We start from the raw sequence: 12503 nt of genomic DNA, 5'->3' as shown, positions 1-12503 counted from the left end.
CTCCGTTTTGCCTCTCCGAAGCCGGCGTACGTTCGGCGTGACTGGTAATTGATTGAATTGAAAAGAAATTTGCCTCGCATAGAGGCAGCCTGGTGAGAAAGTGTCTATGAAAGCCGGTCTATACCAACCAGATGAATTCAAGGATAACTGCGGCTTCGGCCTGATCGCTCATATGCAGGGCGAGCCCAGTCATCACCTGTTGCAGACGGCTATTCAAGCCCTGACCTGCATGACCCACCGTGGTGGTATCAACGCCGACGGCAAGACCGGTGACGGTTGTGGCCTGTTGATTCAGAAGCCCGATGCATTCCTGCGTGCGGTCGCCAAGGAACACTTTGGTGCTGATCTGCCTCGCCAGTATGCCGTGGGCATGGTGTTCCTCAATCAGGACGACGCCAAAGCTGACATCGCTCGCGAGAACATGAATCGCGAAATCCTCGCCGAAGGCCTGACTCTGGTCGGCTGGCGTCAGGTGCCTATCGATACCAGCGTACTGGGCCGTCTGGCTCTTGAGCGTCTGCCGAAGATCGAGCAGGTATTTATCGGTGCAGAAGGCCTGAGCGATCAGGAGTTCGCCATCAAGCTGTTCAGTGCCCGTCGCCGTTCGTCGGTGTCCAACGCTGCCGATACCGACCACTATGTCTGCAGCTTTTCGCACAAGACCATCATCTATAAAGGTCTGATGATGCCGCGCGACCTGACGGCATTCTTCCCGGACCTGAGCGACGAGCGCCTGCAAACCGCGATCTGCGTGTTCCACCAGCGCTTCTCGACCAACACCCTGCCGAAATGGCCGCTTGCCCAGCCATTCCGCTTCCTCGCCCACAACGGCGAGATCAACACCATTACCGGTAACCGTAACTGGGCGCAGGCGCGTCGTACCAAGTTCACCAACGATCTGATGGATCTGGAAGAACTCGGCCCGCTGGTCAACCGTGTGGGTTCCGACTCATCGAGCATGGACAACATGCTTGAGCTGATGGTCACCGGCGGCATCGACCTGTTCCGTGGCGTGCGCATGATCATTCCGCCAGCGTGGCAGAACGTTGAAACCATGGACCCCGATCTGCGGGCGTTCTATGAGTACAACTCCATGCACATGGAGCCGTGGGACGGTCCGGCTGGCGTCGTGATGACCGAAGGCCGCCATGCGGTCTGCCTGCTCGACCGTAACGGTCTGCGCCCGGCGCGCTGGGTCACGACCAAGAACGGCTACATCACCCTGGCGTCGGAAATCGGCGTGTGGGACTACAAGCCTGAAGACGTCATTGCCAAGGGCCGTGTCGGTCCGGGCCAGATCTTCGCGGTAGATACCGAAACCGGTCAGATCCTCAATACTGATGCCATCGACAACCGCCTGAAGTCGCGTCATCCGTACAAGCAATGGCTGCGCAAGAACGCCTTGCGCATTCAGGCGACCATGGAAGACAACGACCACGGTTCGGCCTTCTACAATCCTGAGCAGCTCAAGCAGTACATGAAGATGTATCAGGTCACGTTCGAGGAGCGCGATCAGGTACTGCGCCCGCTGGGTGAACAGGGCCAGGAAGCGGTCGGCTCCATGGGCGACGACACGCCGATGGCGGTACTGTCGCGTCGTGTGCGTTCGCCGTTCGACTACTTCCGTCAGCAGTTCGCGCAGGTGACCAACCCGCCGATCGACCCGCTGCGTGAAGCCATTGTCATGTCGCTGGAGATCTGCCTCGGTGCCGAGCGCAACATTTTCCAGGAATCGCCTGAGCATGCCTCGCGTGTGATCCTCAGCTCGCCGGTCATTTCCCCGGCCAAGTGGCGTTCTCTGATGAACCTGGAGCGCCCTGGCTTCGAGCGCCATATCATCGACCTGAACTACGACGAAAGCGTCGGTCTGGAAGCGGCGATTCGCAACATCGCCGATCAGGCCGAAGAAGCCGTCCGCGCTGGCCGTACCCTGCTGGTGCTGAGCGACCGGCACATTGCTCCGGGCAAACTGCCTGCTCACGCTTCCCTGGCGGTTGGCGCGGTTCACCACCGTCTGACCGAAAAAGGTCTGCGATGCGACAGTAACATCCTGGTCGAAACCGCGACGGCCCGTGACCCGCACCACTTTGCCGTGCTGATCGGCTTCGGTGCTTCGGCGGTCTATCCGTTCCTGGCCTACGAAGTGCTGGGCGACCTGATCCGTACCGGTGAAGTACTGGGCGACCTTTACGAAGTCTTCAAGAACTACCGCAAAGGCATCACCAAGGGCCTGCTCAAGATTCTGTCGAAGATGGGTATCTCCACCGTTGCGTCCTACCGTGGCGCGCAACTGTTCGAGGCCATCGGCCTGTCCGAGGAAGTCTGCGACGTCAGCTTCCGTGGCGTACCGAGCCGCCTGAAAGGCGCCCGTTTCGTCGATATCGAAGCCGAACAGAAGGCGCTGGCAGCCGAAGCCTGGAGCCCGCGCAAGCCGATCCAGCAAGGTGGCCTGCTCAAGTTCGTGTTTGGTGGCGAGTACCACGCCTACAACCCGGACGTGGTCAGCACCCTGCAAGCTGCCGTGCAGCAGGGCGACTACAGCAAGTTCAAGGAATACACCTCGCTGGTTGACAAGCGTCCGGTGTCGATGATTCGCGACCTGTTCCAGGTCAAGACTCTCGACCAGCCGCTGAGCCTCGATGAAGTCGAGCCGCTGAGCGAGATCCTCAAGCGTTTCGACTCTGCCGGGATTTCCCTCGGCGCGCTGTCGCCGGAAGCTCACGAAGCGCTGGCCGAAGCCATGAACCGTCTGGGCGCTCGCTCCAACTCCGGTGAGGGCGGCGAAGACCCATCGCGCTACGGCACCATCCGCAGCTCCAAGATCAAACAGATCGCCACTGGCCGTTTCGGCGTGACGCCTGAGTATCTGGTCAATGCTGATGTGTTGCAGATCAAGGTCGCTCAAGGCGCCAAGCCGGGTGAAGGCGGGCAACTGCCGGGCGGCAAGGTCAACGGCCTGATCGCCAAGTTGCGCTATGCCGTACCGGGCGTGACCCTGATTTCGCCTCCGCCGCACCACGACATCTACTCCATCGAAGACTTGTCGCAGCTGATTTTCGACCTGAAACAGGTCAACCCGTTGGCACTGGTATCGGTCAAGCTGGTAGCAGAAGCCGGCGTTGGTACTATCGCCGCTGGCGTGGCCAAGGCCTATGCCGACCTGATCACCATTTCCGGCTACGACGGCGGCACAGGCGCTTCGCCTCTGACTTCGATCAAGTACGCCGGTGCGCCGTGGGAGCTTGGCCTGGCCGAGACTCACCAGACCCTGCGCGGCAACGACCTGCGCGGCAAGGTCCGGGTACAGACCGACGGTGGTCTGAAAACCGGTCTGGACGTGATCAAGGCCGCTATCCTCGGTGCTGAAAGCTTCGGCTTCGGTACGGCGCCGATGATTGCCCTGGGCTGCAAATACCTGCGCATCTGCCACCTGAACAACTGCGCCACCGGCGTAGCGACCCAGAACGAAAAACTGCGCAAGGATCACTACATCGGCACCGTCGATATGGTGATCAACTTCTTCACCTACGTGGCTGAAGAAACCCGCGAGTGGCTGGCCAAACTGGGCGTTCGCTCCCTGGAAGAGCTGATCGGTCGTACCGACCTGCTGGATATCCTGCCGGGCGAAACCGAGAAGCAGCAGCATCTGGACCTCACGCCTCTGTTGGGCAGCGACCACGTGCCTGCCGACAAGCCGCAGTTCAGCCTTGTTGACCGCAACCCGCCGTTCGACAAAGGCCTGCTGGCAGAGAAAATGGTGGAGCTGGCCAAACCGGCCATCGAATCCCTGAGTGGCGGTGAGTTCGAGCTGGATATCTGCAACTGCGACCGTTCCATCGGCGCGCGGATTTCCGGTGAGATCGCCAAACTGCATGGCAATCAGGGCATGAACAAGGCTCCGGTCACCTTCCGCTTCAAAGGCACGGCCGGGCAGAGTTTCGGCGTGTGGAACGCCGGTGGCCTTAACATGTATCTGGAAGGCGATGCCAACGACTACGTCGGCAAAGGCATGACCGCTGGTAAGCTGGTGATCGTTCCGCCTAAAGGCAGTCCGTTCAAGACCAACGAAAGCGCCATCGTGGGCAACACCTGCCTGTACGGCGCGACTGGCGGCAAGCTGTTCGCGGCCGGTACGGCGGGCGAGCGCTTCGCGGTGCGTAACTCGGGTGCTCACGCCGTCGTGGAAGGCACTGGCGACCACTGCTGCGAATACATGACCGGCGGTTTCGTCTGTGTGCTGGGCAAGACTGGCTACAACTTCGGTTCCGGCATGACCGGCGGTTTCGCCTACGTGCTCGACCAGGACAACACCTTCGTTGACCAGGTCAACCATGAGCTGGTCGAGATTCAGCGCATCAGCGGCGAGTCGATGGAAGCCTATCGTACTCACCTGCAAAGCGTGCTGAACGAGTATGTCGAGGAAACCGGCAGTGAGTGGGGTCGTAACCTGGCCGAAAACCTGGACGACTACCTGCGCCGTTTCTGGCTGGTCAAGCCCAAGGCTGCCAACCTGAAATCGCTGCTCTCCAGCACCCGGGCGAATCCGCAATAAGGCACAGCTGCAAGCGGCAAGTTTCAAGCCGCAAGTTAACAGCAGTGCGCGAATTGCCTGCGATCATGATTCTTGCAGCTTCAGGCTTGTAGCTTGAGGCTGCCGTTAGAGGTTCCAGAGTATGGCTGAACGTCTCAGTAACGACTTCCAGTTCATCGAGGTCGGACGTAAAGATCCGAAGAAGAAGCTGCTGCGCCAGCGCAAGAAAGAGTTCGTGGAAATCTACGAGCCCTTCAAGCCCCAGCAGTCCGCCGATCAGGCTCACCGTTGCCTGGGTTGCGGCAACCCGTATTGCGAGTGGAAGTGCCCGGTACACAACTTCATCCCCAACTGGCTGAAGCTGGTATCCGAAGGCAATATCCTGGCGGCCGCCGAGCTGTCGCACCAGACCAATACCCTGCCGGAAGTCTGCGGTCGCGTATGTCCTCAGGATCGTCTGTGTGAAGGTGCCTGCACCCTCAATGACGGTTTTGGTGCCGTCACCATCGGTTCGGTCGAGAAGTACATCACCGACACCGCATTCGCCATGGGCTGGCGTCCGGACATGTCTCGCGTTGTGCCGACCGGCAAGCGTGTGGCGATCATTGGCGCAGGTCCTGCGGGCCTGGGTTGTGCCGACGTGCTGGTGCGCGGTGGCGTGACGCCGGTGGTCTTCGACAAGAACCCGGAAATCGGCGGTCTGCTGACCTTCGGCATTCCCGAGTTCAAGCTTGAGAAAAGCGTCCTGAGCAATCGCCGTGAAGTGTTCACCGGCATGGGTATCGAGTTCCGCCTCAATACCGAAGTCGGCAAGGACGTCACCGTCGATCAACTGCTTGAAGAGTTCGATGCCGTATTCATGGGCATGGGCACCTACACCTACATGAAAGGTGGCTTTGCCGGTGAAGAACTGCCGGGCGTGCACGATGCCCTCGACTTCCTGATCGCCAACGTCAACCGCAATCTGGGCTTCGAGAAGTCGCCGGAAGATTTCGTCGACATGAAAGGCAAGAAAGTTGTGGTGCTGGGCGGTGGTGACACCGCGATGGACTGCAACCGTACGTCGATCCGCCAGGGTGCCAAATCGGTGACCTGCGCCTATCGTCGCGACGAAGAAAACATGCCGGGTTCGCGCAAGGAAGTGAAGAACGCCAAGGAAGAGGGCGTGAAGTTCCTCTACAACCGTCAGCCAATCGCTATCGTTGGCGAAGGCAAGGTTGAAGGTGTGAAAGTGGTCGAGACTCGCCTTGGCGAGCCTGACGCCCGCGGTCGCCGCAGCCCTGAGCCGATTCCGGGTTCCGAAGAAATCATCCCGGCTGACGCCGTGGTCATCGCCTTCGGCTTCCGCCCAAGCCCGGCGCCATGGTTCGAGCAGTTCGGCATCAACACCGACAGCCAGGGCCGTGTTATTGCCCCGGAACAGGCGAAATTCAAGCACCAGACCAGCAACCCGAAAATCTTCGCGGGTGGTGACATGGTGCGCGGCTCCGACCTCGTGGTCACTGCAATCTTTGAAGGCCGCAACGCGGCTGAAGGGATTCTGGATTACCTGGGCGTCTGATGGTGCCCCGCAGGAGCGAATTCATTCGCGAATTCGCTCCTGCGCGCTGCGACAAATCGCCCCGATAGAGAAAAGAAAAGGCTCTTGCCGTGCCTTTTATGTCCGCGTCTGAGAAAATGCCCGCACTTTTTTTGCGGATGCCGACATGACTGCCCTGAAGAACGACCGTTTCCTTCGTGCCCTGCTCAAGCAACCCGTAGACGTCACGCCTGTCTGGATGATGCGTCAGGCCGGTCGCTACTTGCCTGAATACCGCGCCAGCCGTGCCAAGGCGGGCGATTTCATGAGTCTGTGCAAGAACGCCGAGTTCGCTTGCGAGGTCACGTTGCAGCCGCTGGATCGCTATCCGCTGGATGCCGCGATCCTGTTCTCCGATATTCTGACCATCCCCGATGCCATGGGCCTGGGCCTGTACTTCGAGACCGGTGAAGGTCCGCGCTTCAAGAAAACCGTCAGCACCCTGGCCGACATCGAAGCCCTGCCGATTCCCGATGCGCAGCAGGACCTGGGCTATGTAATGAATGCGGTCAGCACCATCCGTCGCGAGCTCAATGGCCGTGTTCCGCTGATCGGTTTCTCCGGCAGCCCATGGACGCTGGCCACGTATATGGTCGAAGGCGGCTCTTCGAAAGATTTCCGCAAGTCCAAGGCCATGCTCTACGAAAACCCGCAAGCCATGCACCTGCTGCTCGACAAGCTGGCGCAGTCGGTGACCTCGTACCTCAATGGTCAGATCCTGGCGGGCGCCCAGGCTGTGCAGATCTTCGATAGCTGGGGTGGCAGCCTGTCCGCTGCGGCGTATCAGGAATTCTCGCTGGCCTACATGCGCAAGATCGTCAGCGGCCTGATCCGCGAGCACGATGGCCGCAAGGTGCCGGTCATCCTGTTCACCAAGGGTGGCGGCCTGTGGCTGGAAAGCATTGCCGGTGCCGGTGCCGATGCACTGGGCCTGGACTGGACCTGCGACCTCGGCGAAGCCCGTCAGCGCGTCGGCCACAAGGTTGCGCTGCAAGGCAACATGGACCCGACGGTCCTCTATGCACGCCCTGAAGCCATCCGTCAGGAAGTGGCACGCATCCTGGCCAGCTACGGCAGCGGCACTGGTCACGTCTTCAACCTCGGCCACGGCATCACCCCTGAAGTCGACCCGGCCAATGCCGGTGCCTTTATTGAAGCCGTGCATGAGCTTTCGGCGCAATATCACCAGTAATTTGTACTGCGGTCATGAAAACGCCCGGTTTTTGCCGGGCGTTTTCATGTGCGTCAGGGGGTGAGGAGTTGTTCGGCGTATCGGGCAATAACGTGGCAAAAGCGTGTTTGTTGTCCGCGGGCGCGTTGGGCGATTATTTGTAGTTCTTCCTTGCTTGCCGTCAGCAAGAAATCGTCATTGAAGATGCCGAGCATTGTTTCTTCCCGGCGATTATTCAATCGAAGGGTATCAAGCGCGAGAATTTCGATCATTTTTGAGGCGGCATCATCATCTGCGTCTGTCGGTTTTATCTCGCCATTCAGCGTATATTGAAAGCGGCTTTCGCAGTTTTCATCCTGTGGAGAGATATGCCGAGTTTCATCAAAGAGATTGCCTTTCTTATGACCGCAGTGCAGCAGGTAATCAGGTTCTCTTTGTTGTAGCTCACCCACGTCGCGCAAGCAGGAGGCATGCAAGTTGTTATAGTCAAGCTCCAAAGGCGTGTAGTCTGATTTCGGGCGAAAGTGCTCTATGTGGCTGGTTTGTTCGGATATCTCATCCCCGCAATAACAGCACAGATAGGCTTGCTCTCTTAGCAGGCTTTCATGAACCTCTTTTTTCTTTTGGGGCGCAGAGCGCGTCAGTGATTTATAGGTAGGCTTGCGGTTTTCTCTTTCTGCTTTGGCTTTCCAGTTTGTAAAAGACAGCGGCTCAATTCCCTTGAGTACTTTCCTCATCTGCCAATTATCTCTTTGCGAGTTATCAGCGCTTGGGCTCTTGCATACTCAGGAAGGTCTGGAGTCAGCGCTTTGAGCTTTTCCAGTTGCTGCTTGGCCTGTTCGAGATTGTTATCTTCCAGTGTCGAAAATAGCTGGTTCAGTAATTTTTCGATCTCTGGATCGCGCTGCGTAACGCCCATGACCTCTTCAAGCACGCTGCTGGAGTCCATTCCGTAGGTCGTTCTCGGGTTAGAGGCTTTACCGTTATGTAACAGAATGACTTCTTCGGGTTTCAGGCTGCCGATGATCTGTGGTGAATGGCTTGTGGCAATGAATTGCACTTTCGGGAATGCTTTTTTGAGCGTAGGGGCAATATTGCGTTGCCAGGCTGGGTGAAGATGTATGTCCAATTCATCGATAATCACGATGCCATTGGTACTCTCCAGAACATCTTTCCCCATCTGTGGATTGAGGATGCACATCCGACGCGCAATATCGGCTATCAGAGCAATCAAACTGCGCTGCCCATCACTGAGGTCGTGGAACGGGACAGTCTTGCCTGGCCCCATATCTACCACCAGACTTTGAAGTCTCAAGTCATATCTGAGGTCAAGCGCATCAGGGATTGCGAGCTGTATCGCTTGATTCACCCACTTGAGTTCATCCTCGGGTTCGCTGTCGGACTTCGAGTCCAGCTTGTCCTGAAGACGCTCAAGAGTCCTGGCGATTAACCAGCTTTCAAAGTCGCGCAAGTCGGCTACGGCATCAAACCAGTTCAGGTAGCCATCGAAACGAGATAATTTCTGTTGTGCCGAAAATTCTGCCGATACGTTAGCGCTTTTCCACCGGCGATTGGCGCGATAAAAAGCCAGCACCGGTAGATCGATACGCTCACCTGCATTCCACTTGGCATGTACTTCTTCCATATGCGTCAGGAATGATGGGTCGACGGCTGCTTCCCAGATATCAGCCAGCTGTATCGTTCCCCAGTCCGGAAGGCCAAAAATGTCACCCTCGGCTTTTATGAAAACAGGAAGTTTGCGTTCAAACCGGCTTCGCCCTTCGTACTTATCAACAACGAAGCGCACATCTTCGACGGGTAAATTCTTTTCGTCGCATTTCATAGCATTGCCAAACGGCACAAGAGACACTGCCACCCCCTGCAACAACGACGTCTTCCCACTCCCATTGACCCCAACCACCAGGTTAAACCCCGGCTGGAAATCAAAACGGGCATCTTCGTAACAACGAAAATTCTGTAGGTGGAGATGGTCGAGGCGCATGCTGGTTTCCTTTACCAAGTCTGGCAGATGCGCCAGTGTACCTTGGCTTGCCGTGTCTGCCAGCGTTCAGTCTATGTCTAGACCTTTGCCGCCAGCGGCTGCAACCTCGCCAGCCGCAACGCCACGCCCAGTGCGATCAGCAGTAGCGCGCCAATAAACAGGCCGATGCCGTTCCAGCCTGCGTAATGCCAGAACACGCCGCCGCCCGTTCCGGCCACGCTTGAGCCGGCGTAATAGCAGAACAGGTACAGCGAAGTGGCCTGGCCTCTGGCTTTTACGGCTCTGCGGCCCACCCAACTGCTGGCGAGCGAATGAGCACCGAAGAAGCCGAAGGTGAAGATCAAGACGCCGACAATGATGACCGCCAGCGGGCTGAACAGGGTCAGGGCCAGGCCGATCAGCATCATGACGATGACTGCCCACAACACTTTGCGCCGTCCCAGCCTGTCGCCCAGTGCGCCGATCTGCGCGGAGCTGTAGATGCCCGACAGGTAAACGATCGAAAACACACCCACCACCGCCTGGCTCAGGTTGTAGGGCTCGGTCAGCAGGCGATAGCCGATGTAGTTGAAGAGGGTGACGAACGCACCCATCAGCAGAAAGGCGAGCAGAAACAGCAGCGGCAGCCCGGCATCGCGAAATTGCAGGACGAAGCCGTCCAGCAGGCTGCGCGGATGCAGCGAACGGGGCTGGAAGTTGCGGGACTCGGGCAGGATTCTCCAGAACACAGCGGCTGCAATCAGTGCCATGCCGCCGACCACCAACATCGCGGTATGCCAGCTTACGTAATCGATCATCACCCCGGTAATCAGCCGTCCGCTCATGCCGCCGACCGCGCTGCCGCCGATATAAAGCCCCATGGCCAGGCCAAGGTGCATCGGGTGGATTTCCTCGCTCAGGTAGGTCATGGCCACCGCCGCCAGCCCGCTGAGCGACAGGCCGACCAGTGCACGGGTAATGAGCACGCCTTCCCAACTGGGCATCAACGCGCTGGCAATGGTGGAGATGGCTGCACAGAACAGCGCGAGCACCATCACCGGCTTGCGCCCCAACCGGTCGGAAATCGGCCCGGTGATCAACAGGCCAATGGCGAGCATCGCCGTCGCAACCGACAGGATCAGGCTGCTTTGTGCTGCATTGATCGAGAACTCCTGAGACAGCAGCGGCATCATCGGTTGCACGCAATACAACAGGGCGAAGGTTGCGAATCCACCCGCGAACAGTGCCAGTACCGTTCTGGTGAACGCCGGTGTGTTCTTTTCGATATAGCTGTCGCCTGCGGCAGCTGTGGGCTGTTGTTCAGTGGAGAGCGGGGCAACGGCAGGGTTCACGATGGACCTCGGGGTGCGGCAGGCTTGTAATGAAAAAAGCATATAGCGCTGAAATCATTCAATCCAATATATTGTTCGACCTGTTTGATATGTAAAACGACTTGATTGGAGGCCGCATGGAATTGCGCCATTTGCGTTACTTCATCGCGGTTGCCGAAGAGCTGCATTTCGGACGTGCTGCTCAAGTGCTGGGTATTTCCCAGCCACCGCTGAGCCAGCAGATTCAGGCGCTGGAGCAGGAGCTTGGCGCGCGTCTGTTCGACCGCACCAACCGACGGGTGCAACTGAGTGAGGCCGGGCGGCTGTTTCTCGAAGAGGCTCGCGGCGTACTGGCCCAGGTCGACAAGGCCGCCGATGTGGCGCGTCGGGCACAACTGGGTGAGCTTGGGGAGTTGAAAGTCGGATTCACGGCTTCGGCACCTTTTACGTCCAGCATCCCGCAGGCGATCTTTGCTTTTCGCCAGACCTACCCGGCTGTGCACCTGGCCTTGAAGGAAATGACCAGCAAGGATGTGTCCGAGCAACTGGAGGACAAGTCGATACAGGTCGGCATCATGCGGCCGCTTGCCTTGCCGGATTCATTGGTGTCTTTCGAGCTGCTGCGTGAACCGCTGGTAGCGATCATGCGTTCTGATCACCCTTTGGCCGCGGGCAGTGAGCAGGGGCTTTATATGTCGGAGCTGGCGGCCGAGCCGTTCGTGTTTTTCCCTCGTACTTACGGTAGCGGTTTGTACGCGCAGATACTGGAGCTGGCGCGAGAAGCCGGTTTCAGCCCCTTGATTACCCAGGAGGCCGGAGAGGTCATGACCATCATCGGGCTGGTGGCGGCAGGCCTTGGTGTGACGGTTCTGCCCGCGCCCTATCAGCGGATGCGCATCGAAGGCGTGGTCTATCGAACCTTGCTCGACCCCAAGGCAACCACCGCCGTGTGGCTGGTGCAGAGAAAGGACGAACAGTCACCGATGGCCAAGGCGTTCTTTGAGTTGGCGACGGGAGGGAAGGGGATTCGCGAATGAATTCGCTCCATGCTCTGTGGGAGCGAATTCATTTGCGAAAAAGGCTTACTTGACCTGCGCCAGATCCCCGCGCAGATCGACACTGGCTACCAGCGTGCCAGCGCGGCACTGGAATTTTTCGGTGTCCTTGTACAGGTCGCGCCCGACAACACTGGCAATGTTGATCACCGCGTTGGCATTGGCTTTCCTGGCTGCGTTCTGCAGGGTCGCCAAGGCGGATTGCAAGGCCCAGAAGCAGGCTTCCTCATCGGACTTGTTGCTGCCGTTGGTCTTGCGACTGCTGCCCACGGTGTCCAGCTTGCGAACCTGGGCTGGCAAGGTTTCACCGGCCAGGTAGAACTTGACGCTGCCGTCCAGCAAGCCCGCTTCGGTGGCACGCCTCACGCCTTCACGGAAGCTCAGGTAAGTCGGCGCATCGACGCCTTCCTTGATGATGCCCAGACCATTGACGGCCTCGATGTTCGGATCAATCGACAGCTCCTTGAGGATGTTGGCGCGCAGGCGATTGACCCAACGGTTGTAGTTGCCATGGATCTGACCGTCCTTGTAGTCCAGACCGGTGCTGCTGCGGTAGTCGATTTCAAACGAGGTCGGGGTGTATGGAATATCGACCTCGGCGTGATGACGACCACGTACGGTGATGGCGGCCTTGATCATGCCCGGTTTTACCGATTGCACGACCCATTGGCGATCATTGAGCGCCGTGACGATGGCACGGCTCATCTGCTCGTTGCTGAAACCCATCTCGCTGGAGAAGTTTTCCTTCGCGTTGTACACCGGCTTGCTGGTACAGCCTGTAATCAACAAGGCCAAAGCCATCAAGGCGAAGATGCGGTGGATCAGATTCATTCCCTTTACTCCGTAGGTCGATCT

Annotated in this window: 8 protein-coding genes; 4 read left to right on the top strand and 4 right to left on the bottom strand. The window is 58.3% G+C overall.

Annotation, left to right across the window (positions count from 1 at the left end; translation table 11 throughout):
* The first annotated feature begins 106 nt into the window (after positions 1-106).
* The 3 genes from gltB to hemE all read left to right on the top strand — a co-directional run bounded on the left by gltB (position 107) and on the right by hemE (position 7302).
* On the top strand, positions 107-4552 hold the full coding sequence (gene gltB, locus CKW23_RS06745) for a glutamate synthase large subunit (protein WP_025258140.1): 4446 nt from the start codon (positions 107-109) through the stop codon (positions 4550-4552).
* A 121-nt stretch (positions 4553-4673) separates the two neighbouring features.
* Complete coding sequence (locus CKW23_RS06740) at positions 4674-6092, top strand: FAD-dependent oxidoreductase (protein ID WP_095067281.1); 1419 nt, start codon at positions 4674-4676, stop codon at positions 6090-6092.
* 145 nt (positions 6093-6237) lie between these two features.
* Positions 6238-7302, top strand: coding sequence for a uroporphyrinogen decarboxylase (hemE, locus tag CKW23_RS06735; protein ID WP_025258142.1), 1065 nt, complete (start codon positions 6238-6240; stop codon positions 7300-7302).
* A 53-nt stretch (positions 7303-7355) separates the two neighbouring features.
* Here hemE and CKW23_RS06730 read toward each other — a convergent pair whose 3' ends face one another.
* From CKW23_RS06730 to CKW23_RS06720, 3 genes are all read right to left on the bottom strand, one after another.
* Entirely contained in the window at positions 7356-8018 is a 663-nt protein-coding gene (locus CKW23_RS06730) for a retron system putative HNH endonuclease (protein WP_095067280.1), read from the bottom strand.
* Entirely contained in the window at positions 8015-9283 is a 1269-nt protein-coding gene (locus CKW23_RS06725) for an AAA family ATPase (RefSeq protein WP_025258144.1), read from the bottom strand. Before CKW23_RS06725 ends, CKW23_RS06730 begins: the two co-directional genes overlap by 4 nt.
* Before the next feature lie 77 nt (positions 9284-9360).
* Entirely contained in the window at positions 9361-10614 is a 1254-nt protein-coding gene (locus CKW23_RS06720; RefSeq protein ID WP_038400143.1) for an MFS transporter, read from the bottom strand.
* 116 nt (positions 10615-10730) lie between these two features.
* On the opposite strand from CKW23_RS06720, the gene CKW23_RS06715 reads away from it, so the two are divergent.
* Positions 10731-11630 carry a LysR family transcriptional regulator gene (locus CKW23_RS06715; RefSeq protein WP_025258146.1) on the top strand — a complete coding sequence of 300 codons (900 nt, stop codon included), beginning with the start codon at positions 10731-10733 and terminating at the stop codon, positions 11628-11630.
* 45 nt (positions 11631-11675) lie between these two features.
* Here CKW23_RS06715 and CKW23_RS06710 read toward each other — a convergent pair whose 3' ends face one another.
* On the bottom strand, positions 11676-12479 hold the full coding sequence (locus CKW23_RS06710) for a hypothetical protein (protein WP_038399734.1): 804 nt from the start codon (positions 12477-12479) through the stop codon (positions 11676-11678).
* Positions 12480-12503: the final 24 nt, after the last annotated feature.

This window comes from Pseudomonas sp. Irchel 3A18, assembly GCF_900187465.1.
Taxonomy (GTDB): Bacteria; Pseudomonadota; Gammaproteobacteria; order Pseudomonadales; family Pseudomonadaceae; genus Aquipseudomonas; species Aquipseudomonas cichorii.
This window is presented reverse-complemented; position numbering and strand designations above follow the sequence as displayed.

Coding starts and splice junctions, on each gene's coding strand:
- gltB (WP_025258140.1), top strand. CDS start 107: ATGAAAGCCGGTCTATACCAACCAGATGAATTCAAGGATAACTGCGGC.
- CKW23_RS06740 (WP_095067281.1), top strand. CDS start 4,674: ATGGCTGAACGTCTCAGTAACGACTTCCAGTTCATCGAGGTCGGACGT.
- hemE (WP_025258142.1), top strand. CDS start 6,238: ATGACTGCCCTGAAGAACGACCGTTTCCTTCGTGCCCTGCTCAAGCAA.
- CKW23_RS06730 (WP_095067280.1), bottom strand. CDS start 8,018: ATGAGGAAAGTACTCAAGGGAATTGAGCCGCTGTCTTTTACAAACTGG.
- CKW23_RS06725 (WP_025258144.1), bottom strand. CDS start 9,283: ATGCGCCTCGACCATCTCCACCTACAGAATTTTCGTTGTTACGAAGAT.
- CKW23_RS06715 (WP_025258146.1), top strand. CDS start 10,731: ATGGAATTGCGCCATTTGCGTTACTTCATCGCGGTTGCCGAAGAGCTG.
- CKW23_RS06710 (WP_038399734.1), bottom strand. CDS start 12,479: ATGAATCTGATCCACCGCATCTTCGCCTTGATGGCTTTGGCCTTGTTG.